This window comes from Williamsia sterculiae (assembly GCF_900156495.1).
Taxonomy (GTDB): domain Bacteria; phylum Actinomycetota; class Actinomycetes; order Mycobacteriales; family Mycobacteriaceae; genus Williamsia_B; species Williamsia_B sterculiae.
The window spans coordinates 12,833-35,768 of sequence record NZ_FTNT01000017.1; the positions used below are offsets into that span (position 1 = coordinate 12,833).

The following is a 22,936-nucleotide window of genomic DNA, read 5'->3' on the forward strand; positions in this document are numbered from 1 at the left end:
GTCCTGCTGCAGCGGGACGATCAGGCCTCGGGTGACTCGAGCCGGAACGCCAGATCGCGGCGAGCGGGCGCGGGTATGGGTGGTAGCGCGACGATGTGCGCCACCGCTCGCCAGGGCTCGAGTCGGACGTAATTGGCCTGCCCCCAATGGAAATTCTCACCGGAGACCTCGTCGACTCCGGAGAAGCGATCCTGCCAGTCATAACCCAGCGCGGGTAGGTCGAGCCAGAGGGTGGACTCCTCCGCACCGAACGGATTGATGTTGACCACCACGACCACACTGTCACCGGTCACCGGATCGAACTTCGAGTACGCGATCAGTGCCTCGTTGTCGAGGTGGTGAAAGTGGATGTTCCGCAGTTGCTGCAGCGCCGGGTGCCTGCGCCGGATGTCGTTGAGAGAGGTGATCCACGGCTCCAACGACTCCCCACGGCTCGCGGCGGCCTTGTAGTCGCGCGGACGCAACTCGTACTTCTCCGAGTCCAGATACTCCTCGCTGCCCGGACGCACCGCCTGGTGTTCGAACAGTTCGTACCCGCTGTACACCCCCCAGGTGGGTGACAGGGTCGCCGCCAACGCCGCCCGCAACGCGAACATCCCCGGCCCCCCGTGCTGCAGGCTCTCGTGCAGGATGTCCGGGGTGTTGACGAACAGATTCGGCCGGGACTGGTCTGCGTGCTCGGCGATCTCGGAGCCGAATTCGGTCAGCTCCCACTTCGCTGTGCGCCAGGTGAAGTAGGTGTAGGACTGGCTGAACCCGAGTTTGGCGAGACCGTAGAGCCGCGCGGGTCGAGTGAAAGCCTCCGCCAGGAACAGCACGTCCGGGTGTCGGCGTTTCACCTCGACGATGGCCCATTCCCAGAAATCCGGCGGCTTGGTGTGGGGGTTGTCGACCCGGAATATCTTGACCCCCAGACCGATCCAGTGCAGCATCACGGCAAGCACGGCCCGGTAGATGCCGTTGCGATCGTTGTCGAAGCTCAGCGGGACGATGTCCTGGTACTTCTTGGGCGGGTTCTCGGCGTAGGCGATGGTGCCGTCGGGCAACACCGTGAACCAGTCGGGATGTTCGGTGGTCCACGGGTGATCGGGGGCGCACTGCAGAGCCAGGTCGAGGGCGACCTCCATGTTCAGCTCACGCGCCCGATCGACGAAGTAGCGGAAGTCGTCCACGGATCCCAGCGCGGGATTGATGGCATCGTGTCCCCCGAACTGCGAGCCGATGGCCCACGGCGACCCGACATCGCGCTCATCAGGGGTCAGCGTGTTGTTGCGGCCCTTGCGATTCACCTCGCCCACCGGATGGATGGGCGGTAGATAGACCACGTCGAACCCCATGTCGGCGACCCGTGGCAGATCCGCGGTCGCCGTCAGGAAGGTGCCGTGCACCGGGTGGCCGTCGTCGTCCCACCCGCCGGTGGATCGCGGGAACATCTCGTACCAGGAGCCGAACAGTGCGCGACGGCGATCCACCCAGACACGGTGGGTGCGGCTCTTGGTCACCAGCTCACGCACCGGATACTCGACCAGCAGGGCGTGCACGTCGTCCGACAGGGCAGGTCCCACGCGGTCGGCGAGCTCACCGTCGGACCGCAGCGCGGCCACCGCGTCGGCCACCGTGTGCCGATCCTCGGACGGCAGACCGGTCATCGACCGTTCCAGCAGGCGCGCACCCACCTCGATGTCGTTGGCCAGCTCGCCCGGTCCCTGCCCGGCGTCGATCTTCTTGGTCATCGCCGAGAACCAGGTGGCGAACGGATCGCTCCAACCGTCGATCCGGAAACTCCAGTAACCGGGCACGTCGGGGACGAACGCGGCGTTGAAGGTGTCCGGTTCGCGTGCCGGGCGCATCCTGGCCTCGACCGGCCGGGCCCGGTCGGGGCCCTCCACGTGCAGGGTCGCCGCGACCGCATCGTGGCCCTCCCGCCAGACCGTGCCGCTGACCGGTATGAACTCGCCGACAACGGCTTTGGCGGCGAACTGTCCGGCGGAGATCACCGGCGCCATGTCGTCTATGCCAATGCGACCGATCACCTGTGCCGACCATCCCTTCTCACGCCGAAACCGCCTACTCCAAACCGTAGGGGATACCCAAGGGTTTGGCTCTGGGTATCACACCTGCGGTGGGCGGGGTATCACACCTGCGGTGGGCGGGGTATGCGGCGATGTCAGTGACTCGCGGTCGGTTGCAGGCGACGCAGTGCCGCGCGGGTGACACCCGGGTCCGTGGTCGACCAGAACGGCGGCAGCGAGGCGCGGAGGTAACCCGCGTACCGGGCGGTGGCCAACCGGGGGTCGAGCACCGCGACCACCCCGCGGTCGGTGGTCGAGCGCAGCAGTCGTCCGGCGCCCTGGGCCAACAGCAGGGCGGCGGCGTTCGCGGCCACGGCCATGAACCCGTTGCCGCCGCGCAGCTCCACCGCCCGCTGGCGAGCGGCCAGCAGGGGGTCGTCGGGTCGGGGAAACGGTATGCGATCGATGGTCACCAGACTCAGCGACGGACCCGGCACATCGACGCCCTGCCAGAGCGACAGGGTGCCGAACAGGCAGGTGCTCTCGTCCGCGGCGAAGTCCCGGATCAGGCTGCCGATGGCGTTGTCGCCCTGGCACAGGATCGGGACGTCGAGGCGTTCGCGCATCGCGGCGGCCGCCTCCTTGGCCGCACGGATCGACGAGAACAGGCCCAGTGTGCGACCTCCCGCAGCGTCGATCAGCTCGGCGAGTTCGTCGAGGGTGGCCTCGGCGATGGCATCACGACCCGGGGCGGGGAGTCGGCGGGCGACGTAGAGGATCGCCGAATGCGGGTAATCGAAGGGCGACCCGGCGTCCAGGCCGTGCCAGCGGACGTTGTCGGTGTCCGCCGGGGCGGTCTTCCCGGTGGCCGTCACGTCCAGTGCGGCGGTGGTGGTCGACGGCGACCCGTCGCCACTGCGTCCCTCCGCGGGCAGTCCCCAGGTGGCGGCCAGGGCGTCGAAGTTGCCACCGACGGTCAGCGTCGCCGAGGTCAGGATGACGGTGCTGTGTGCGAACAGTGCCGATCTCAGCAACCCACCCACCGACAGTGGCGCCACCTTCAGCACCCGGCGCTTGTCACCGCGCGCGAACTCCTCGGCCACCCACACCACGTCGCGGCGCTTCGACTCGTCCGGTTCGTCGAACGCGCACAGGATTCGCACGGCGGTGTCGTGCAGATCCGTGACCGCGGTCAGCGCCGCCGAATGAGCAGCAACCGCATCGGAGTCGGCGAGCTTCCGGGCGGGGCCGATGGCGGTGTGCGCCCGCCACAGCCGGTCGCGCAATGCGGTGAACGCGGTGTCGGCGCCGGTGGGCAGTCGCGTCCACCGGCCGTGGTCGATGTCCTCCAACAGCTCGCCGACCAGTTCACCCGCACCGGTGATGTCGTCGGCGATCTCGTCGTCGAGCAGCGCGCCGCATCGTCGCGCCACGGCGGCGATCCCGGTGGCGGTGATCTCCGCGGTACTCACCGACGTGATGCGGTCCACCAGTTCGTGGGCCTCGTCGACGATCACCACGTCGTGTTCGGGTAGTACGTTCACCGGATTCATCGCGTCGATGGCCAACATGGCGTGGTTGGTGACCACCACGTCCGCACGTCCGGCCGCCGCCCGCGCCTTCTCCGCGAAACAGTCGGCACCATAGCTACAGTTGGCGGCACCGAGGCATTCGCGGGCGGTGACGCTCACCTGCCGCCAGGCCGGGTCACCCACTCCGGCGTCGAGGTCGTCGCGGTCGCCGGTCTCGGTGTCCGACGACCATTCACGCAGTCGTGTCACCTCACGACCCATCCGCGAGACCGCGAACGGATCGAACAGCTCGTCTCCCGGTTCGGGAGCGGCGTCGGCGTGGATCTTGTTGAGACAGAGGTAGTTACCACGCCCCTTGAGGATGGCGAAGGTGGGTTCGCGGTTCAGCGGTCCGCGCAGGGCGCCCGCGAGGCGCGGCAGGTCCCGCTCGACCAGTTGCCGCTGCAGGGCGATGGTGGCCGTCGACACCACCACCGTGGCGTCATCGGCGACGGCGTGACGCACCGCGGGCACCAGATACGCCAACGACTTCCCGGTCCCCGTGCCCGCCTGGACGGCGAGATGTTCACCGACGTCGATGCAGTGCGCCACCGCCGACGCCATCCGCAGTTGTCCGTCACGTCGTGCACCGCCTACACCGGTGACCGCGGCCTCGAGGAGTTCGGGGACCGCAGGCAATGAGCTCATCGACCCACCGGTTCGCCGACCAGGTCGACACCGGCGTCACGCAACTGCGCGTAGGTGGCGGCCAGCGAGTCCGGTGCGACGGCCGCGGTGTGGTCCAACAGGACTCGCACCCGCAGTCCGGTCCGGGCAGCGTCCAGTGCGGTGGCCCGGACACAGTGATCGGTGGCGATGCCGACCACGTCCACCGCCCGGATCCCGCGGTCACGCAACCAGGTCTCCAGCGTGGCGCCGTCGTCGTCGGCACCTTCGAATCCCGAATACGCCGCGGAGTACCGGCCCTTGGAGAACACGTCCTGGGCGAGCGTGACGTCGAAGTCGGGGTGGAACTCGGCACCGGAGGTACCGACGCGGCAGTGCGGCGGCCAGCTGTCCACGAAGTCGGGCTCGTCGGAGAAGTGTGTACCCGGGTCGATGTGGAAGTCCCTGGTGGCCACCACCGCCGAGTAGCCCTGCGCACCTGCCAGTTCGGTGACCGCGCGGGCCACCGCCGCGCCGCCGGTCACACCGAGTGCGCCGCCTTCGCAGAAGTCGTTCTGCACGTCGACGATCACCAGGGCGGTCGGCGCGTCGGGTGTGTCGATGCCGGTCATCGGTCGCGGCCCGTGATGGTGCGGGTGGGGATGGCCGGTTCCCCGCGCGAGAGTCCGAGACCCTCCCACGGCAGGGTCACCAGGGCCCTGGCCAGGTGTTCGCGTGACTCCGGCAACGTGGGCAGGTCATCGACCGGCTCACCGTCGCGGATCATCGGGATCTGTAGCGGGGTGGCGCTGAGGCCCGGTGTCTCCGGCGGCGTGCCGCCCGTCGGGAAGATCACCTCCTCGACGACGGTCCCCGACCGACGAGCGGTACGTATCGCGGACTTCGCGCCGCCCGGTGACTCCTTGTGGCTCGATCGTTTGGTCACCGGGATGCCGTCGATCTCCACCAGCTTGTAGACCATCCCTGCGGTCGGGGCGCCGCTGCCGGTGACCAGCGAGGTGCCCACCCCGTAGCTGTCCACCGGTTCGGCGCGGAGCGCCGCGATGGCGTACTCGTCGAGGTCCCCCGAGACCACGATCTTGGTCTCGGTGGCCCCCAGCGCGTCGAGTTGATCGCGGACCTGCCGGGCCAGCACACCGAGGTCACCGGAGTCGATACGGACCGCCCCGAGTCCGGGTCCCGCCACCTCGATGGCATTGGCGACACCCTGGGTGATGTCGTAGGTGTCCACCAGCAGTGTGGTGCCCACCCCCAGAGTGGCGATCTGTGCGGCGAATGCGGCCCGTTCGTCGGGACCGTCGGCGGAAGCGTGGGCCAGGGTGAACGCGTGGGCGCTGGTGCCGGCGGTCGGGATGGCGTGGCGGCGGGCTGCCTCCAGATTGGAGGTGGCGTCCAGCCCGGCGAGGTAGGCGGCGCGCGCGGCGGCGACCGCGGCTTCCTCATGCGTGCGCCGCGAACCCATCTCGATCATCCGACGCCCGGCGGCTGCGCTGACCATGCGTGCGGCGGCGGAGGCAACGGCACTGTCGTGGTTGAGGACCGACAGGGCGAGCGTCTCCAACAACACCGCCTCGGCGAAGGTCCCGCGCACGGTGAGGACGGGGGACCCGGGAAAGTACAGTTCGCCTTCCCGGTATCCGTCGATCGAGCCGGAGAACCGGTAGTCACGCAGCCAGTCGACGGTGTCGCCGTCGAGCCAGTCGAGTGTCGCGAGCTCGTCGTCGCCGAACCTGAAGTCGGCGACGAGGTCGAGGAGGCGGCCGGTCCCCGCGACCACCCCGTAGCGCCGACCGTCGGGCAACCGACGGCCGAACACCTCGAATGTGCACTCGCGGTCGGCGGTGCCGTCCTGCAGAGCGGCGGCCACCATCGTCAGCTCGTACCGGTCGGTCAGCAGGGCCGTCGCCCCACGGTCGGGCCTGCGGGCCCGCGGGTTGGTGTCCTCACTGCTCACGATCGCCTAGCCTAGTTGGCATGCGCGGACACATGATGACCGCAGGCGGGCGGGTCACCGATCGGACAGCGGAGGGACCCGGACACCCGCCGGTGTCGACATCCCTGCCGCTGCGCGACGTCCGGGCCGAGGGTCGGGGCACCTCCGAACCCGGCTCCACCGTGGTGGCCGACCCTGATCTCGCCGACCACACGGCCACCGACAAGCCGTGGATGACCGTGGTGTGGGACGACCCGGTGAACCTGATGCGCTACGTCACCTACGTGTTCCAGAAGCTGTTCGGATACTCCGAGGCGCAGGCGGCTCGGCTGATGATGCAGGTGCACACGGAAGGTCGGGCGGTGGTGTCCAGCGGCGACCGCGAGAAGGTCGAGACCGACGTCGGGAAACTCCACGCCGCCGGGTTGTGGGCGACCATGCAGCGGGACAGCTGAGCAGGTGCGGACCTGGAAACGGAAGGGCCGCGGCACCGGTCTGCGCATCGTCAGCTCCCTCGACTCCCACGAATCGGAGTTGATCGGTTCGTTGGTCGGTTCGCTGCAGGAGCTCCTCGCCGAACGGGAGGCGACGGCGCCGCGCGACCAGCTCTCCGAACTCACCGGCATCCCATCCGGGCATTCCGCCCCGCCCGACGACGTGACCCTGGGCCGGTTGCTCCCGGATTTCCATCGCCCGGAGCAGGACGAGGAGATCCTGGCCGATGCGGTCAACTCGGATCTGAACGGCGCGCTGCGCAGCATGTACGAGCCCGGCATCATCGCCGCGAAGAACTCGGCCGCCCGGGCGGTGATCGACACCCTGCCGGCAGGCGGGGGAGAGGTGTCGCTCACCGAGGCACAGGCCGAACAGTGGCTGGCCGCGATCAACGACGTCCGGCTGGCCCTGGGCGCGATGTTGGGGGTCACCGAGTCCACTCCCGAACACCTCCCCCCCGACGATCCGAACGCCGCGCACCTCGACGTCTACCACTGGCTGACCGTCGTGCAGGAGTTGCTCGTGGTCGCGCTGGCGGGTGGGCGATGACGGGCTCGACCGGTACGGCGGAGAGCTGACCGCCGTGCGGGTGTCGGACCACGATCGCGTCACCGACGTCGCGGGCGTGACCGTCGGACAGCACCACCGGATCGACGACGATGCGACGGTCGCAGACGCCGAGATCGCGGGCTCCGGTTGGGCCACGGGATCGACCGTGATCTGTTTTCCCGACGGGGCGACCGGCGCCGTCGACGTCCGCGGCGGCGGGCCCGGAACCCGCGAGACCGATCTGCTCGACCCGGCCAACTCGGTGCTCGGGCCCACCGCGATCGTGCTCACCGGCGGGAGTGCCTATGGGCTCGCCGTCGCCGACGGGGTGATGACCGAGTTGGAACGGGACCACCGCGGGCTGGCGATGGACGCGCACGGTCATGTGGTCCCTATCGTGCCCGCGGCCGTCGTCTTCGACCTCACCGTCGGTGGATGGTCGTCCCGCCCGGACGCGGACTTCGGTGTGAAGGCGGTACGAGCGGCGGGAGTCGAGGTGGCCACCGGGTCGGTCGGTGCGGGGGCCGGTGCGCGTGCCGGGGCACTCAAGGGCGGGATCGGTACCGCGGGCGTGACGTTCGACGACGGTCCCGCCGCCGGGATCACGGTGGCCGCCCTGATGGTCGCCAACCCGGTGGGATCGGTGATCGACCCGGGCACGGGACTGCCGTGGGACGTCGCCGACCACGGGTACCACCGCCTCACCACCCCCGCGGCCGCGGAGATCGATGCGTACGCCGCACTGCAGGCCAAGGGTACCGTGTTGAACACCACCATCGGCGTGGTCGCCACCGACGCCACGGCCGGACCGGGCATGATGCGCCGGGTGGCCATCGCCGCGCAGGACGGCATCGCCAGGGCGATCCGGCCCGCACACCTACCCCTCGACGGTGACACCGTTTTCGCGGTGGCGACCAACCGGGTCCCACGCCCGACGTACCATCCGGTCCCACCCGGTCTCGACCCCGAGCTCGCGGTGATCACCGCGGTGAGCGCTGCGGTCGCCTCGGTGGTGCAGCGTGCGATCGTCGGCGCTGTGCTGGCGGCGACCCCGGTCGCCGGAATACCGACTTTCGCGCAGACGTTGCCGAGCGCGAGGCGCCGGGCCTGACCGTCCGGCGACCGACGCCCGACCGCCGGCCCATGAGGAGGACGACACGCCGTGCTGAGGATCAGCCGCACCCTGGTCGACGAGATGGTGGCGCATGCACGAGCCGACCATCCCGACGAGGCCTGCGGGGTGATCGCCGGAGCAGAGGGCAGCGATACGCCCACCCGGTTCGTCGCGATGATCAACGCCGAACGATCCCCGACCTTCTATCGCTTCGACTCGGGCGAGCAACTGCAGGTATGGCGCGAGATGGACCGTCGCGACGAGGAGCCCGTGGTGATCTACCACTCGCACACCGCGACCGAGGCCTACCCGAGCCGCACCGACATCTCGTTCGCCTCGGAGCCGCACGCCCACTACGTCCTCATCTCCACCCGCGACCCGCACGTCGACGAGATCCGCAGCTACCGCATCGTCGACGGCGAGGTGACCGAGGAGCCGGTCGAGATCGTCGACCGCGACCCCGTGTCCCCTGGTTAGCGATCCCACCGTCTGCAGCCACCCGTCCCGAGCACCGGCACCTGCCGGTCGACATCGAAGGAGTCCGCGATGCCCGTCGTCGTGTCCATACCCACCATCCTGCGTACCTACACCGACGGTGCCAAGCGGGTCGAGGCGAGTGGCCCCACCCTCGGCGCCGTCATCGACGATCTGGACGCCGCCCACAACGGACTGCGTGAACGCCTGGTCTCCGACGGCAAACTGCACCGGTTCGTCAACGTCTACGTCAACGACGAGGACGTGCGCTTCTCCGGCGGTCTGGACACCACCGTCGCCGACGGCGACGAGGTGACCATCCTGCCCGCGGTCGCCGGTGGTTGCTGAGTGCCGCGTCACGACTCCCTGATCGACTCGGTGGGTTCGACGCCGCTGGTCGGTCTGCCGCGGTTGTCCCCGCGTTGGGACGACGGTGACGGTTGTCCCCACGTGCGGCTGTGGGCCAAGTTGGAGGACCGCAACCCCACCGGGTCGATCAAGGACCGGCCCGCGCTGCGGATGATCGAGCAGGCCGAGGCCGACGGGACGCTGACCGCCGGGGCCACGATCCTGGAACCGACGAGCGGCAACACCGGCATCTCGCTGGCGATGGCCGCCAAGCTCAAGGGTTATCGCCTCATCTGCGTGATGCCCGAGAACACCTCCGCCGAACGTCGACAGCTGTTGCGGATGTACGGCGCGGAGATCATCTCCTCGCCCGCGGCGGGCGGGTCCAACACCGCCGTCGCGATGGCCAAGGACCTGGCCGCCGAGCATCCCGACTGGGTGATGCTCTACCAGTACGGCAACCCCGCCAACGTGGCCGCGCACTACGAGGGCACCGGCCCCGAGCTCTACGCCGACCTGCCGGAGATCACCCACTTCGTCGCCGGGCTCGGCACCACCGGCACGCTGATGGGCGTCGGCCGCTATCTCCGCGAGCAGCGCGACGACATCGAGATCGTCGCGGCCGAACCCCGCTACGGCGACGAGGTGTACGGGCTGCGCAACATCGACGAGGGGTTCGTCCCGGAGCTCTACGACGACTCGGTGCTGACCCGTCGGTACTCGGTCACCGGCCGCGACGCGGTGCGCCGGGTGCGCGAACTGGTCGACACCGAGGGCATCTTCGCAGGAATCTCCACCGGAGCCATCGTGCACGCCGCGTTGGGCACCGGCCGTCGCGCGATGAAAGACGAGACGCGGGCCGACATCGCACTGGTGGTGTGTGACGCGGGTTGGAAGTATCTGTCGACCGGTGTGTACGAAGGTAGCCTCGACAGCGCGGACGAGGCACTCGAAGGCCAGCTCTGGGCGTGATGGTCGTCTCCTCGGTGCCCGGTCGCTCCGGGGTCGGCGTGGCGAGGAGGTGACGTGCGTGGTGCAGAACCATGGTGTCGGCGCGTCCGCGTCGCGATCCCCTGGTGATCCGCGAGGCGACTCGACACGTCTGTGGGTGCGTTCGTTGATCGTGATCGTCGCCTTCGTGGCGGTGCTGTACGTCGTCGAGGCCGTCGACGCCGCGACGAACTTCCGGCTCGACGACGACGGTATCCGGGCACGTGACGTCGACGGACTGGACGGCATCCTGTGGGCGCCGCTGCTGCATGCGGGCTGGGATCATCTGGCCGCCAACACCGGTCCGGCGGTGGTTCTCGGATTCCTGGTCTTGCTCGCCCGACGATTCTTGCTGGCGACCGTGACGGTGTGGGTGATCTCCGGCGCGGGGGTCTGGCTTTTCGCACCTGCGAACAGCATCACCGTCGGACTGTCCGGGGTGATCTTCGGGTGGCTGACCTTCTTGCTCCTCCGCGGCATCTTCAACCGGTCCGGCTGGCAGATCCTGATCGGTGTGGTGATCTTCCTCCTCTACGGCGGTGTGTTGTGGGGTGTGCTGCCGGCGCAGGAGTCCGTCTCCTGGCAGGCCCATCTGTTCGGCGCGATCGGCGGCGTGGTCGCGGCGTGGTTGTTGCGCCGCCGCGGTCGAACCCCGACACCCGCCCCAACCCCCGACCTCGGCTCTCCCGGGACCGGCCGGTGACCGACGCGCAGCGAGCCCCCATCGGCATCTTCGACTCCGGGGTGGGTGGATTGACGGTGGCCCGCGCGGTCATCGACCAGTTGCCCGACGAGGACATCGTCTACATCGGCGACACCGCGAACGGACCATACGGTCCGCTGACCATCCCGGAGATCCGGGCGCATGCATTGGCGATCGGTGACGATCTGGTCGACCAGGGGGTGAAGGCCCTGGTGATCGCGTGCAACACGGCCTCTGCGGCGTGCCTGCGCGACGCCCGCGAACGGTATCCGGTGCCGGTGATCGAGGTGGTGTTGCCCGCTGTCCGGCGTGCGGTCGCGGCCACCCGTTCGGGACGTATCGGCGTGGTGGGTACCGAGGCGACCATTGCCTCACGGGCTTACGAGGACTCCTTCGCCGCGGCGCGAGACGCGGTCATCACCTCGGTCGCCTGTCCACGGTTCGTCGATTTCGTGGAACGCGGCATCACCAGCGGCCGTCAGATCCTGGGTCTGGCCGAGGGTTACCTCGAGCCGTTGCAACAGGCCGATGTCGACACCGTGGTGCTCGGTTGCACGCACTATCCGCTGCTGTCGGGCGTGATCCAGTTGGCGATGGGCGACACCGTGACCCTGGTGTCCAGTGCCGAGGAGACCGCCAAGGATGTGTTGCGTGTGTTGACCGAACGCGATCTGCTCGCCCCGCACCACGACGACCTGTTGCGGCCCGCGGTTCGGACCTTCAACGCCACCGGCGACCCGGAATCGTTCGCGCGGCTGTCGGCTCGGTTCCTGGGACCGGCGCTGGGCACCGTCCACCATGTGTAATCGGCGATCCCTGGCCGTATCCGGTCGTGCGCGTGGGAGGATGCCGGAATGCGTCTGACGGTCCTCGGTTGCTCGGGAAGTGTGGGCGGTCCGGGGAATCCCTGTTCGGGATATCTGCTCCGGGTACCCGGTGAACGACCGGTCGTGATGGACTTCGGTCCCGGCGTCCTGGGTGCGCTGCAACGACATGTCGACCCCATCGATGTCGACGTGATCCTCAGTCACCTGCACGCCGATCACTGCCTGGACCTGCCCGGACTGCTGGTGTGGCGGCGCTACGCCCCCACACCCGCAACGGATCGTGCCGCCCTCTACGGACCGCCGGGGACCGCGCAGCGAATCGGTGCCGCTTCCTCGGAGTTCCCCGGTGAGATCGATGATGTCTCCGACACCTTCGACGTGTTGCCGTGGGTCGACGGTCAACAGGTCCGTCTCGGTGGGATGGCGATCCTGCCGCGAACGGTCGCGCATCCGCCGTCGACGGTGGGGTTGCGTATCACCGGACCGGAAGGCGAGGTACTCGCGTTCAGCGGCGACAGCGGGGTGTGCGACACGCTCGTCGAGTTGGCGTCCGACGCCGACGTGTTCCTGTGCGAGGCCTCTTGGACCCACGCGCCGGGACAGCGCCCACCGCATTTGCACCTGTCGGGTACCGAGGCCGGTCAGATGGCCGCGCGCGCGCACGTGAAGTCGTTGGCCATCACCCACATTCCCCCGTGGACGAGTACCGAGGACGTTCTCGACGAGGTCCGCGCCGAATACGACGGTCCGATCAGCGTGGTCAACCCGGACACCGAGCTCGACGTCGGGTGACCACCCGGCCGACGGTGCCGTGGGTCATCGTTACGCTGACGGTGTGAGCAGACGCGCAGACGGCAGAGCCGACGACGAACTACGGCCGATCTCGATCACCCGCGGTTTCACCGGCCATCCCGCGGGTTCGGTGCTGGTGGAATTCGGCCAGACCCGGGTGATGTGCACGGCCAGCGTCGACGAAGGGGTACCGCGTTGGCGTAAGGGCTCCGGGCTGGGTTGGCTGACCGCCGAATACGCCATGCTGCCTGCCGCCACCCACAGTCGTTCACAGCGGGAGTCGGTGCGTGGCAAGGTCGGTGGTCGCACTCACGAGATCAGCCGACTGGTGGGGCGGTCGCTGCGTGCCTGTATCGATCTGGCGGCCATCGGCGAGAACACCATCGCCCTCGACTGCGATGTACTGCAGGCCGACGGCGGAACCCGAACCGCTGCCATCACCGGTGCCTATGTGGCATTGGCCGATGCGGTCACCTACCTACGCGCACACGGCAAGCTCACCGATCCGCAACCCATCTCGTGCGCGATCGCGGCGGTCAGTGTGGGTGTGGTCGACGGCCGCGTGCGTCTGGACCTGCCCTACGAAGAGGACTCCCGCGCAGAGGTCGACATGAACGTGGTGGCCACCGATGCCGGCACGCTGGTCGAGGTGCAGGGCACCGGTGAGGGTGCGACCTTCCCACGCGCGACGTTGGACAAGCTGTTGGACCTGGCCACCGCAGGTACCGATCAGCTGTTCGTCGCCCAGCGGGAGGCCCTGGAACTCCCGTATCCCGGCGACCTGCCGGCCTGAGGCAACCCCGATGAGTGTGTCCGTGCTGCTCGCGAGCCGAAACACCAAGAAGCTGCGCGAGTTGCGTCGCGTCGTCGAAGGGGCGGGATTGACGGGGATCGACGTGGTGGGTCTCGACGAGGTGGAACCCTACGAGGAGGCCCCCGAGACCGGCGCGACGTTCGAGGAGAACGCGCTGGCCAAGGCGCGTGACGGGGCCGCAGCCACCGGTCTGGCCTGTGTCGCCGACGACTCCGGGATCGAGGTCGACGCGCTCAACGGGATGCCCGGAGTGTTGTCGGCGCGGTGGTCGGGGACCCACGGTCAGGACGAGGCCAACGTGCGGCTGGTGCTGGCCCAGCTCGGCGACGTACCCGCGGATCGTCGGGGTGCGGGTTTCGTGTCGGCATGTGCGCTGGTGACAGTGTCGGGTGACGAGGTGGTCGTCCGAGGCGAGTGGCGCGGTCGGATCATCGACGCACCGCGCGGCGAGCAGGGCTTCGGTTACGACCCGATCTTCGTGCCGGACGACGAGGTCGCGGGTGGTCGCACGGCGGCCGAGTTGTCGGCGGTCGAGAAGGACGCGATCAGTCACCGCGGCAAGGCGTTGGCGCTGCTCACGCCGGCGCTGACACGGCTCTGATCAACTGAGTCCGTACTGCGCTTTCACCTCGCGGGTCCGGATGTGCTCGACGTAGAAGGACAGGAACGGGATGGTCCCGGCGATCAGCGTGACCACGAACTTGGCCGCAGGCCACCGCACCCGGATACCGAGATCGATGGCCATGATCAGGTAGACGAAGTACACCCAGCCGTGCACCACCGGGACGAAATCCAGCGAGTCCACACCGAAGCCGTACTTCACGATCAGCTCCACCACCAGCAGCAGCAACCACACGCCGGTCACCCATGCGAGTACGCGGTAACGCAGCAGGGCACCGGGGATCTTTGCCGGATCTTTGCCGCGGACCGGAGCCGGCCGGGTGCCTGCGACGTCGGGACTGGGGTCGCTCACTTCTTCTCCTGTTCGGCCAGGGCGGCGAGATAACGGTTGTAGTCGGCAGCCGCACGGTCCTCGGGGTCCGAGTCATCGTGCACGGTGACCGATGCGGCCTGTTTCGGGCGTTCGGGGAGCAGGTCCTCGGGGATCGCGACCATCTCGCCGGGGGCGGGATGAAGCTTCTCCACCTCGTCGGGGTCGTTCTCCAGGACCACGAAGCGACGGTAGGCATAGACGAAGGCGGCGGCGAACATGGGCCACTGCAAGGCGTAACCGAGGTTCTGTCCGGTGCCTGAGGTGGACTCGTATCTGTCCCACTGCCACCACGCCATTCCCAGGCAGACCACGGCAGCCACCACCACCAGCGCGATCAGCGCCGGGCGGTGTCGTCGGGTACCTGCTGCCATGCGTACGACGGTACCTGCGGCGCTCGATCAGCAGGTCAGCCGGTACGCTGGACGGCGCACGCGCGAGTGGCGGAATTGGCAGACGCGCTGGATTTAGGTTCCAGTGTCTTATGACGTGGGGGTTCAAGTCCCCCCTCGCGCACTCGTCGAACACTTTGGCCGCACGCCATCCGTCAGTGCGGGATCAACCGGTGACGAACTGCGTATCAAGCCGAGCCCCGTAGTCGGGCAGGACGGCCTTGGCGTCGATATTTCCCTCGGATCGGGCCCACTCGGCCAGGTCCTGCAACGAGGTCGCGAGACCAGGATCGAGCTGCAGGGTGAAGTCGAACTCGCTCAGAACAGATCGCAGTAGCCCGGCGTCGAGCTGGGTGGCCTTGGCGACCGCGGTGACCGCGTCGGAGCTTCCGCTGCTCAGTGCGGTGCCGGCATCGCGTACCGCCGCGAAGAACTTGGTGATCGCTTCCTTCTTGCTCGAGATCGCCGACTCCGAGGACAGAAAGAGGCTGTGTTGACTGTAGGTGCCGCCGGTCAGCTCGATGGCGTCGCCGCCGAGCGCTGTGATGGCTTGTGCCTGGTAGGGCTGGAATATCGATATCGCGTCGACGTTGCGCTGACCGATGGCGGTGACCATCGCCGATGGTGACACCTGAACCAATCTGGCGTCCACGTGCTCCGTCGCGAGAGCGTTGGAGATGTAGTAGGCGGCACTGGTGCCCAGCGGGGTGCCGATGGACTTGTGTGCCAGGTCGCTGACGGAGCTGATGCCGGCGTCGCGGCGGGCGACGATCTTCGACCCCTGCCAGCGGGAGCCGTCACCGACGATCCGTAGTGACGGTGCATGCGTCAGTGCGGCGGCCGTGGGTACGTCTGCTGCCGTGGTGATGTCGACCTGACCGGCGGACATGGCTTGCAGCGCCTCGACTCCGGAGGAGAAGTTGACGACCTTGACCTTCACCCCCTGCTTGTCGAACAGTCCGGTGTCGGCTGCGACAGGGATCTGTGCCCAGGACGGGTCGACGACGAATCCGACGGTGAGCGTGTTGCTGTCGGAGTCGGTGCCCGCGCAAGCCGTCGCGGAGGTGGCGAGTGCCACCGCGGCGAGCGTACCGAGGACGGCGAGGCGAAGGGATCTGATCACAGCTGGTTTCCTTTGTGGTCCTGGGCTCGGTGTTGTGGTGTGGCAAATGACGAAACTGATGAGAAACGTTGTGAAGAAGCATGATCTGGTCAACACGACGAACAACGTCCGACGTGTGCTCCGGCGGCGGCAGCTAGTGCATGACGTGGTCGATGCCCAGTTGGTGGTGCAGAGTCTTGCGGACGTCGCTGTAACCCGGCTGGTCGGCGAGGCTGTCGGCGGGCCGTGGGCGGCCGAGCGGATTGGCGATGTGCTCGGTGATGGTGCCGTCCCGTAGGACGTTGATGGTGTCGCCGAGCCGGATTGCTTCATCGATGTCGTGGGTGACGAAGACGACGGTGCGATGTAGGCGCTTCCACAGATCGATCAGCAGATCCTGCATGCGGAGTCGGGTGAGGGCATCGAGCGCCGCGAACGGTTCATCCATGAGCATCACCTGTGGTTCGCCTGCGAGCACGCGGGCGATGCTCACGCGCTGACGCATACCCCCGGACAGCTCCGTCGGCCGCTTCCGGCCCACCTCGGGAGAGAGACCGACCAGGTCGAGCAACTCGTCGATCCGTTGGCGGCGTCGTCTGGCGGGCACCTTACGAGCGACCAACGCGAAATCGATGTTGTCGGTGACCGAGAGCCACGGGAACAGCACATCGCGTTGGAATGCGACACCACGTCGCGGGTTCGGCGCGGTGACCACCTCGTCGTTGTCGGTGACGCGTCCGCTGGTCGGGGTGGTGAGACCGGCCAGACAGTGCAACAGGGTCGATTTGCCGCTTCCCGAGGCACCGACGAGTACGGTGAACGACTCGTCGGGGACGGCCATCGAGATGTGGTCGAGCGTGGGCCGTTCCGTACCGGGGAATCGCACCACCAGGTCGTGGGTGTGTATCGCCATGTCAGTGTTGCTCCTTCGCCCAGCGGGTCAGCGGGTCAGTGGCGGTGTGGATGACGAGGTCGCACACCGCGCCGATCACCCCGAGGACCAGTAGGCAGAAGATCAGTCGGTCGGCCTGGGAGAACAGCTGTGCCTGATAGATCCGATAGCCGATTCCCGCTGTGGTGCCTGTCATCTCCGCGACCACGATCAGTACGAACGCCATGGCGGCGCCGACCCGCAGTCCCGAGACGATGTCCGGGGTGGCCTCCGGTAGGACCACTTTGCGTAGGGTCTGCCATCGGCCGGCGCCGAGGCAGCGTGCAGCCTGGAGGTAGTCGCTCGGGGTGCTGGCGAGGCCGGCGTGTGTGTTGATCCACACGGGAACGAAGACCCCGAGCGCGATCACCAGTACTTTGCTGTTCTCGCCGAGGCCGAACCACAGAATGGCCAGCGGGACGAGGCCGATGGTGGGTACCGGGGAGAACACCCGGAGCAGAGGCTGGAGGATGTTGCGCCCGGCGACGGTGGTCGCCGTGGCCACAGCGATCAGGACTCCGATGGCGGCGCCGAGGAGGAATCCGAGCGCTGCGCGTCGAAGGCTCGCGAGGATGTCGTCCAGGAGCAGTCCTTCCGTCCAGAGTGAGCCACCGGCGGAGAATATCTGGGGGATGCTGGGGAACAGCTGCCTGGGAAACGTCCCCGTCGCCACGACCATCGACCAGACGACGGCCGCGATGGCCACGCCGGCCAGGGTCCAGCCCGCCGTGTGCAGCCTCGCCAGACCTCGTCGCCAGCGCAGGGAACGCTCGTGGCGCTGTCCGGGGTCGGCGACCGCCGTGGAAGTCTTTTCAGCAGTGGGTGATAGGCGGATGGTCATGAGTCCTTCTCGACGGAAGATCGACGTGTCGTTTACGCGTGGCCGCGTCGGTCGATGGCCGCTGGTGCGGTGGTCGGGGGGCCGAGCGGGGTCCACTCGAACGGAACTGCCTGTGATCGGTAGACGAGCGGCGTGAGCGTCAGCCGGTCGACGCCGGGCACGCGGACCTGCTTGACCTCCGGTTCGCCGGCGACGCCATAGCCCTGATACGGACTGTGGTACTCCCAGACCACTTCACCGTTCGGCGTCACCTGGAACAGTCGTCCCTGCATGCCCTCGGTGATGAGTGTGTTGCCGTTGGGTAGTCGTTGAGCGTTGCTCACGAACGAACTGAAAAACGCCCACGGGGGGAGGTCGGAATCCTCTGCGGTGTACTGCCAGACAATATTTCTCGTGCTCGGGTCGATCTCCAGAATCCGCGATCCGGCATAGATCCCCAGCGACGCCGGCGGATAACCCGCGCCACCCTGGTTGTCGAACACGAGGATGTTGCCGGCACCGGGCAGTCCCGGTGCGATCATGTGTGGATTGTGTTGTCCGGATGTCTGATCGAGCGGTCGCGGCACCTTGTGCACGCTGATCCGCTGATGCTGCGCACCTGCTGATGCGGTGTAGTAGGGCCCGCACTGCCACACCGGTGAACCGGAGGACTTGTCGATGAGTGCGACGATGTTGGCCTTACGGAAGCTGATCAGGATGTTGTCCGGGGTGAAGACGGTGGACGGGTCGGCATCGTGCCACGGGTTGGCCCCGAGCGATTTCGCACTGTTCATCTCCAGATACCCCCACGGGTCCTCGGGGTCGCGCGCGACGGTCTCCCGTAAGGCCTTCCAGCCCGCCTCGGAGAACCCGAACTCGTCGAGGTGATCGCCGGCCAACCAGGTCCAGACGATGTCGCCGCCGGGGGTGACCTCGTACAGACCCTGGTCGCCGACGGTCTGGTCACCGAGGCTCGGTACCACCCGGGGCACCGTCACCACGATGAGCCGGTTGCCGTTGGGCAGGAGTTCCCAGTCATGATTCTGGCGCGCGGCACCGCCGGGTGCCTCGGTACCCCATTCCCACACGCGCTCACCCGCCCACGTCAACTGGCCGACAGTGCCGTTGGCGTAGATCCCGCCGCGCGGGTCGCCGCTCTCGGACAACTGCACGCCGACATCGCCGATCCGTCCGCCGGCGAGCGCCGGATCGATGATGCGCGGCGGGACACCCGCATGCGGCCACTCGTGGACGACCTCGCCGGAGAGGTCGATCACACGCGTCACCGAGTCGGCCCCCGTGAACACCACGTAGCTGTCGTGGACGAGTTCGGGGTTCAGATAGGTGACTCCAGCGAGCCGTACAAATGCCATGTCAGATACTCCACCAATGCCGTGTTGCGCCTGCGGGTCCGTGCGGTAACGAATCTAAACGATTAGCGTACGGACGCACGTGGGTGACGCAACTGCCACAATCTCTGTGAGCGAAACCCTGTCGCTACAGGCCTCCGGCGGTTCGGTGGGGCGCGAGCAAACGGTCTGTGAGCGTACGAGGCGGCAATGAAGGAGGAATCGGTGGGTACAAAGCGTCCGACGGTCGCCGATGTGGCACGCCGCGCGGGAACATCGACTGCAGTGGTGAGTTATGTACTCAACGATGGGCCGAGGCCGGTATCAGATCCCCTCCGAGCCAGGGTCTCTCGTGCGATAGACGAGCTGGACTATCGTCCCGACCGACGGGCCCAGGCATTACGCCGACAACGGCGCTGGCGTCAGATCGGCCTCTTGGTTCCCGATCTGACGCTGCCGTTGTTCGGCGAGTTCGTCGGTTCCGTCGAACGGCATGCCCGAATGCGCGATTACCTGACCTTGGTCGGCAACACCGGTTACGAGCCGGAGCGCGAGGAAGAATTCGTGACCGCATTCACCGAGGGAGGGATCGATGGTCTGGTCGTGGTGGGTGCCTGCAACGCCACCACGACGGCGGCTCAGTGTGCGCAGGCCCGCGTCCCGGTGGTGTGGATGCACAACGTGCGAGGCGACATCGACTCCGAGATCGTGGGGATCGACCATGTCGAGGCGGGCGAACTGGCAACCCGTCATCTCGTCGAGACCCACGACTGCCGCGACCTCGCGTTCGTCGGTGGCTTCACCGCCGACGACGTTGCGCACGGCGACCGCGAGACCGTTGAACAGCGCTATCACGGTGCCATGCAGGTCGACGGTGCCGCGATCACGCAGGTGTCCACCGATCTCACAGCCGGCGGGGCATACGCAGCAGTCCGCGATCTCCTGCAGCGCCGGCCGACGCTGCCCGCAGGCGTCGTGGTCGCCACCTACGGGCAGGCCGCCGCCACCACGCGGGCCCTCGTCGATCACGGACTGCGTATCCCGGAAGACATCAAGGTGGTCGGCTTTGACGGAAGCCAGGACCGTTACGGGCAATTCGACGTGACCAGCGCTCAGCAGCCCGTCGACGCGATCACCGACCTCGCCCTGGACAATTTGAATGCGCCCGCTGCATCCGCAACGGGACCGGTGCCCGCGGCGCCGGTCCCGTTTCTCCACGTAGGTAGTAGCTGTGGGTGTCGAGGATGAGGTGAGCTACGTCGGTCTCCCATCCAAAGTATTTCACGACCATGTTCCATTCGTCGTGAAATGTTCCGCGATCCACCACACTGCCAAGTGCAGCAGGTCTCGTCATCCCATGGCCGCAGACCTGCGCTCAGTGATTGGATTCGAATGCCGCGACGATGGCACCCGGCACCCGGCCACGACTGTTGACGTCATAACCGTTCTCGAGAGCCCATTCGCGGATTTCGTTACTCGTGGCCGCGACCCTGGACCGGCCACCGGGCCGCGTGAGTCGCGAGACCGTGACGTACTTCTCCAGCAACTTGCGGAACTGCTCCGCGTGCGCCGGTGAAGTGTCGAACTCGTAGTCTTTACCGTCTACCGCGAAACGAACGGTCTCGAAATCGGTAAGCACCTTACCGTCGAGATCATCGATGAACTGGACAAGCTTCTTCTGCGCCATTTCTTCCCCCTGTTGCAAATCCCCGCCGAATTCGACGATAGCAAGCAGACACCATTTGTCCCTAGTCAAGTCGTGAAAAACGCCGAAACCGCCCCCGGACGGATTGCGGATGATCGCGCGCGGTCCGGACGAGTGGGTGCCAGAAACGACGCGACCCCGACCATCCGATGGATGGTCGGGGTCGCTGCCCAAGTCTGAAGTCGAGGACTACAGTGCGACGACTCCGGTCGCCTGCGGGCCCTTGGTGCCCTGTCCGATCTCGAACTCGACGCGCTGGTTCTCGTCCAGCGAGCGATATCCATTGCCCTGGATCTCGGAGTAGTGGACGAACACGTCGTCCGCGCCACCGTCAGGAGCGATGAAGCCGAAGCCCTTCTCGCTGTTGAACCATTTCACAGTTCCCTGTGCCATATTTTCGTGCTCTCTCTGTCATGCGTTTGGGCACGGTACCGCGCCCGCGACCATCCTCTCATGGATCGGCCGCGGGTAACGAGTCGTCATGCGTTCGGATCACCGCGGCGCGATGTCACGCGCTGGGTCATCGGGTGTAGAGCTTGTCGATCAGGTCGGCGTGGTCACGATGGATCACGTTGCGCTTCAACTTCATCGTGGGTGTCAGCGCACCGGATTCGATGGTGAAGTCGGTGTCGAGGACGCGGAACTTCTTGATCGCCTCGGCCTTGGACACCTTCTTGTTGGCGGCGGTGACAGCCTCGTCGATCTCGGCGATGAGTCGCTCGTCGGTTGCGAGCTCGGTCAGCGAGGTGTCGGAACTCATCTCGTGGCGCTCCAACCATCCCGGTACGGCCTCGGGGTCGATGGTGACCAATGCGGCGATGAACGGTCGGTTGTCACCCACCACGAGGCACTGGCTCACCATCGGGTGAGCCCGGATGGAGTCCTCGAGTGGGGCGGGGGAGACGTTCTTACCGCCCGCGGTCACGATGAGTTCCTTCTTACGGCCGGTGATCGTCAGGTAGCCGTCGTCGAGGGTCCCGATGTCGCCGGTGTGGAACCAACCGTCGCGCAGGGCATCTGCGGTCGCCGACTCGTTGTGCCAGTAGCCGTCGAAGACCACCGATCCCTTCAGCAGCACCTCGCCGTCGTCGGCGATCGCCACCGACTGGCCGGCGACCGGTTTGCCGACGGTGCCCACGCGCTGGGCCCCAGGCCGGTTCAGGGTCACCGCCGCGGTGGTCTCGGTCAGGCCGTACCCCTCGTAGATGGGCAGGCCGATGCCACGGAAGAAATGGCCCAGCCGTGCACCGAGCGGCGCACCACCGGACAGCGCGTCCTCACACCGACCACCGAGTGCGGCGAGCAACTTGCTGTAGACCAAGCGGGCGAACAGCGTGTGCTTGGCCTTGAGCACGAGTCCGGGACCGCCGGTTTCCAGCGCCTTGCTGTACTCGATGGCGACGTCGGCGGCGGCGTCGAAGATCTTGCCCTTGCCGCCGTCGTAGGCCTTCTGTTTGGCGCTGTTGTAGACCTTCTCGAACACCCGCGGGACCGAGAGCAGATAGGTGGGCTGGAAGGCGGCGAGGTCATCGAGCAGGTTGGCGATGTCATTGGTGTGACCGAGGATGACGCGGTTCTCGACCGATGCCACCGCGATGATCCGCGCGAAGACGTGGGCCAGCGGCAGGAACAGCAGCGTCGACGCGCCCTCCGACATCATCTCGCCGACCGTCTCGTGCACGTTGCGGGTCTCGGCGAGGAAGTTCGCGTGGGTGAGGGTGACACCCTTGGGGTTGCCGGTGGTGCCCGACGTGTAGATCAGCGTCGCGACATTGCTGGACAGCGCATTGGAGTGTCGTTGATCGAGCTCGTCCTCACCGATGTCCGCACCACGTCGGGTGAGCTCGTCTATCGCCCCCGTGCCGTCGGGACCCGCGTCGATGAGCAGGGTGTCACGTAGATCCGGGGCCGCGGAGACGACATCTGCGTGGGCGTCGTGGTGCGCGGAGTTCTCCACGACGAGCAGGCTGGACGCGGAATCCTCGAGGATCCATTTGACCTGATCCGACGCGGACGTCTCGTAGATCGCCACGGTGGTCGCCCCGACGCGCCACACCGCGTAGTCGAGGACGGTCCACTCGTAGCGGGTGGAACTGAGGATGGCGACGCGGTCACCGCCGGCCACACCCGAAGCGATCAGCCCCCTGGCGACGGCGTCCACCTCGTCGGCGAACCGCCGCGCGGTGATCGGGGTCCAGCGCCCGTTGATCCGACGCCGGAACAACTGCAGATCCGGGCGTTCGCGCCGATAGTCCAACAGTGAGTCGACAAGGGACGCCTTCTCCGAGACGACCACGGTGGACGGGGTGGAAACCTGTTGCATGCGTACTCCTCGGCGGATGGCCAACGTCGAGCCGGGTCGGTGTGACTCAGGTTACCCTGAGACGAACATCGGTT

Annotated in this window: 25 protein-coding genes and 1 tRNA gene; 13 read left to right on the forward strand and 13 right to left on the reverse strand. The window is 67.3% G+C overall.

Annotated features, from left to right (window positions below):
• Nucleotides 1–20 precede the first annotated feature (20 nt).
• The 4 genes from BW971_RS20405 to BW971_RS20420 form a co-directional block, all read right to left on the reverse strand.
• Entirely contained in the window at nucleotides 21–2,033 is a 2,013-nt protein-coding gene (locus BW971_RS20405; protein WP_076482926.1) for a maltotransferase domain-containing protein, read from the reverse strand.
• A gap of 134 nt (nucleotides 2,034–2,167) precedes the next feature.
• Nucleotides 2,168–4,231, reverse strand: a complete 2,064-nt coding sequence (locus BW971_RS20410; protein ID WP_076482927.1) for an ATP-dependent DNA helicase — start codon at nucleotides 4,229–4,231, stop codon at nucleotides 2,168–2,170.
• Complete coding sequence (locus tag BW971_RS20415) at nucleotides 4,228–4,821, reverse strand: isochorismatase family protein (protein WP_076482928.1); 594 nt, start codon at nucleotides 4,819–4,821, stop codon at nucleotides 4,228–4,230. Before BW971_RS20415 ends, BW971_RS20410 begins: the two co-directional genes overlap by 4 nt.
• A complete protein-coding gene (locus BW971_RS20420) occupies nucleotides 4,818–6,164 on the reverse strand; it encodes a nicotinate phosphoribosyltransferase (RefSeq protein WP_076482929.1) in 1,347 nt (448 codons plus the stop codon). The genes BW971_RS20415 and BW971_RS20420 overlap by 4 nt, the downstream gene beginning before the upstream one ends.
• Before the next feature lie 104 nt (nucleotides 6,165–6,268).
• On the opposite strand from BW971_RS20420, the gene clpS reads away from it, so the two are divergent.
• The 11 genes from clpS (at nucleotide 6,269) to rdgB (ending at nucleotide 13,850) form a co-directional block, all read left to right on the forward strand.
• A complete protein-coding gene (clpS, locus tag BW971_RS20425; protein WP_407701242.1) occupies nucleotides 6,269–6,598 on the forward strand; it encodes an ATP-dependent Clp protease adapter ClpS in 330 nt (109 codons plus the stop codon).
• A gap of 4 nt (nucleotides 6,599–6,602) precedes the next feature.
• Nucleotides 6,603–7,187, forward strand: a complete 585-nt coding sequence (gene aosR, locus BW971_RS20430; RefSeq protein WP_076482930.1) for an oxidative stress transcriptional regulator AosR — start codon at nucleotides 6,603–6,605, stop codon at nucleotides 7,185–7,187.
• A gap of 34 nt (nucleotides 7,188–7,221) precedes the next feature.
• Nucleotides 7,222–8,298, forward strand: a complete 1,077-nt coding sequence (locus BW971_RS20435; RefSeq protein WP_076482950.1) for a P1 family peptidase — start codon at nucleotides 7,222–7,224, stop codon at nucleotides 8,296–8,298.
• 51 nt (nucleotides 8,299–8,349) lie between these two features.
• Nucleotides 8,350–8,778: a M67 family metallopeptidase gene (locus BW971_RS20440; RefSeq protein WP_076482931.1), complete on the forward strand. Its 429-nt coding sequence runs from the start codon at nucleotides 8,350–8,352 to the stop codon at nucleotides 8,776–8,778.
• Between the two features lie 69 nt (nucleotides 8,779–8,847).
• The gene (locus BW971_RS20445; protein ID WP_076482932.1) at nucleotides 8,848–9,123 is read left to right on the forward strand and encodes a MoaD/ThiS family protein; all 276 of its coding nucleotides are present in this window, start codon (nucleotides 8,848–8,850) and stop codon (nucleotides 9,121–9,123) included.
• Nucleotides 9,124–10,095, forward strand: coding sequence for a PLP-dependent cysteine synthase family protein (locus BW971_RS20450; RefSeq protein ID WP_076482933.1), 972 nt, complete (start codon nucleotides 9,124–9,126; stop codon nucleotides 10,093–10,095).
• Between the two features lie 61 nt (nucleotides 10,096–10,156).
• The gene (locus tag BW971_RS20455; protein ID WP_200799492.1) at nucleotides 10,157–10,816 is read left to right on the forward strand and encodes a rhomboid family intramembrane serine protease; all 660 of its coding nucleotides are present in this window, start codon (nucleotides 10,157–10,159) and stop codon (nucleotides 10,814–10,816) included.
• A complete protein-coding gene (murI, locus tag BW971_RS20460; protein ID WP_076482934.1) occupies nucleotides 10,813–11,622 on the forward strand; it encodes a glutamate racemase in 810 nt (269 codons plus the stop codon). Before BW971_RS20455 ends, murI begins: the two co-directional genes overlap by 4 nt.
• Nucleotides 11,623–11,670: 48 nt before the next feature.
• Complete coding sequence (locus BW971_RS20465) at nucleotides 11,671–12,435, forward strand: cyclic nucleotide-degrading phosphodiesterase (protein ID WP_076482935.1); 765 nt, start codon at nucleotides 11,671–11,673, stop codon at nucleotides 12,433–12,435.
• A 43-nt stretch (nucleotides 12,436–12,478) separates the two neighbouring features.
• Nucleotides 12,479–13,228, forward strand: a complete 750-nt coding sequence (rph, locus tag BW971_RS20470; RefSeq protein ID WP_076482952.1) for a ribonuclease PH — start codon at nucleotides 12,479–12,481, stop codon at nucleotides 13,226–13,228.
• Between the two features lie 10 nt (nucleotides 13,229–13,238).
• A complete protein-coding gene (gene rdgB / locus BW971_RS20475; protein ID WP_076482936.1) occupies nucleotides 13,239–13,850 on the forward strand; it encodes an RdgB/HAM1 family non-canonical purine NTP pyrophosphatase in 612 nt (203 codons plus the stop codon).
• Here the strand turns inward: rdgB and BW971_RS20480 are convergent, their stop codons facing one another.
• The gene (locus BW971_RS20480) at nucleotides 13,851–14,153 is read right to left on the reverse strand and encodes a DUF3817 domain-containing protein (RefSeq protein ID WP_076482953.1); all 303 of its coding nucleotides are present in this window, start codon (nucleotides 14,151–14,153) and stop codon (nucleotides 13,851–13,853) included.
• Nucleotides 14,154–14,218: 65 nt separating this feature from the next.
• Nucleotides 14,219–14,614 carry a transcriptional regulator gene (locus BW971_RS20485; protein ID WP_076482937.1) on the reverse strand — a complete coding sequence of 132 codons (396 nt, stop codon included), beginning with the start codon at nucleotides 14,612–14,614 and terminating at the stop codon, nucleotides 14,219–14,221.
• A gap of 60 nt (nucleotides 14,615–14,674) precedes the next feature.
• On the opposite strand from BW971_RS20485, the gene BW971_RS20490 reads away from it, so the two are divergent.
• Nucleotides 14,675–14,756 (forward strand) — tRNA-Leu (locus BW971_RS20490).
• 42 nt (nucleotides 14,757–14,798) lie between these two features.
• On the opposite strand, the gene BW971_RS20495 is transcribed toward BW971_RS20490, so the two are convergent.
• The 4 genes from BW971_RS20495 to BW971_RS20510 form a co-directional block, all read right to left on the reverse strand.
• Complete coding sequence (locus BW971_RS20495) at nucleotides 14,799–15,755, reverse strand: ABC transporter substrate-binding protein (protein WP_234974528.1); 957 nt, start codon at nucleotides 15,753–15,755, stop codon at nucleotides 14,799–14,801.
• A 133-nt stretch (nucleotides 15,756–15,888) separates the two neighbouring features.
• Nucleotides 15,889–16,647 carry an ABC transporter ATP-binding protein gene (locus tag BW971_RS20500; protein ID WP_076482938.1) on the reverse strand — a complete coding sequence of 253 codons (759 nt, stop codon included), beginning with the start codon at nucleotides 16,645–16,647 and terminating at the stop codon, nucleotides 15,889–15,891.
• Between the two features lies 1 nt (nucleotide 16,648).
• Nucleotides 16,649–17,506, reverse strand: coding sequence for an ABC transporter permease (locus BW971_RS20505; RefSeq protein ID WP_076482939.1), 858 nt, complete (start codon nucleotides 17,504–17,506; stop codon nucleotides 16,649–16,651).
• A gap of 32 nt (nucleotides 17,507–17,538) precedes the next feature.
• Nucleotides 17,539–18,858, reverse strand: coding sequence for an aryl-sulfate sulfotransferase (locus BW971_RS20510; RefSeq protein ID WP_076482940.1), 1,320 nt, complete (start codon nucleotides 18,856–18,858; stop codon nucleotides 17,539–17,541).
• Between the two features lie 186 nt (nucleotides 18,859–19,044).
• Here BW971_RS20510 and BW971_RS20515 point away from each other — a divergent pair, with 186 nt between their 5' ends.
• Nucleotides 19,045–20,082: a LacI family DNA-binding transcriptional regulator gene (locus BW971_RS20515; protein ID WP_234974529.1), complete on the forward strand. Its 1,038-nt coding sequence runs from the start codon at nucleotides 19,045–19,047 to the stop codon at nucleotides 20,080–20,082.
• Between the two features lie 127 nt (nucleotides 20,083–20,209).
• On the opposite strand, the gene BW971_RS20520 is transcribed toward BW971_RS20515, so the two are convergent.
• From BW971_RS20520 to BW971_RS20530, 3 genes are all read right to left on the reverse strand, one after another.
• Nucleotides 20,210–20,521 carry a histone-like nucleoid-structuring protein Lsr2 gene (locus tag BW971_RS20520; protein ID WP_076482941.1) on the reverse strand — a complete coding sequence of 104 codons (312 nt, stop codon included), beginning with the start codon at nucleotides 20,519–20,521 and terminating at the stop codon, nucleotides 20,210–20,212.
• Nucleotides 20,522–20,728: 207 nt separating this feature from the next.
• Nucleotides 20,729–20,932: a cold-shock protein gene (locus tag BW971_RS20525; RefSeq protein WP_076482942.1), complete on the reverse strand. Its 204-nt coding sequence runs from the start codon at nucleotides 20,930–20,932 to the stop codon at nucleotides 20,729–20,731.
• Nucleotides 20,933–21,059: 127 nt separating this feature from the next.
• A complete protein-coding gene (locus tag BW971_RS20530) occupies nucleotides 21,060–22,862 on the reverse strand; it encodes an AMP-dependent synthetase/ligase (protein ID WP_076482943.1) in 1,803 nt (600 codons plus the stop codon).
• Nucleotides 22,863–22,936 lie beyond the last annotated feature (74 nt).

Coding starts and splice junctions, on each gene's coding strand:
- BW971_RS20410 (WP_076482927.1), bottom strand. CDS start 4,231: ATGAGCTCATTGCCTGCGGTCCCCGAACTCCTCGAGGCCGCGGTCACC.
- BW971_RS20415 (WP_076482928.1), bottom strand. CDS start 4,821: ATGACCGGCATCGACACACCCGACGCGCCGACCGCCCTGGTGATCGTC.
- BW971_RS20445 (WP_076482932.1), top strand. CDS start 8,848: ATGCCCGTCGTCGTGTCCATACCCACCATCCTGCGTACCTACACCGAC.
- BW971_RS20465 (WP_076482935.1), top strand. CDS start 11,671: ATGCGTCTGACGGTCCTCGGTTGCTCGGGAAGTGTGGGCGGTCCGGGG.
- rdgB (WP_076482936.1), top strand. CDS start 13,239: ATGAGTGTGTCCGTGCTGCTCGCGAGCCGAAACACCAAGAAGCTGCGC.
- BW971_RS20485 (WP_076482937.1), bottom strand. CDS start 14,614: ATGGCAGCAGGTACCCGACGACACCGCCCGGCGCTGATCGCGCTGGTG.
- BW971_RS20500 (WP_076482938.1), bottom strand. CDS start 16,647: ATGGCGATACACACCCACGACCTGGTGGTGCGATTCCCCGGTACGGAA.
- BW971_RS20505 (WP_076482939.1), bottom strand. CDS start 17,506: ATGACCATCCGCCTATCACCCACTGCTGAAAAGACTTCCACGGCGGTC.
- BW971_RS20510 (WP_076482940.1), bottom strand. CDS start 18,858: ATGGCATTTGTACGGCTCGCTGGAGTCACCTATCTGAACCCCGAACTC.
- BW971_RS20515 (WP_234974529.1), top strand. CDS start 19,045: ATGAAGGAGGAATCGGTGGGTACAAAGCGTCCGACGGTCGCCGATGTG.
- BW971_RS20520 (WP_076482941.1), bottom strand. CDS start 20,521: ATGGCGCAGAAGAAGCTTGTCCAGTTCATCGATGATCTCGACGGTAAG.
- BW971_RS20525 (WP_076482942.1), bottom strand. CDS start 20,932: ATGGCACAGGGAACTGTGAAATGGTTCAACAGCGAGAAGGGCTTCGGC.
- BW971_RS20530 (WP_076482943.1), bottom strand. CDS start 22,862: ATGCAACAGGTTTCCACCCCGTCCACCGTGGTCGTCTCGGAGAAGGCG.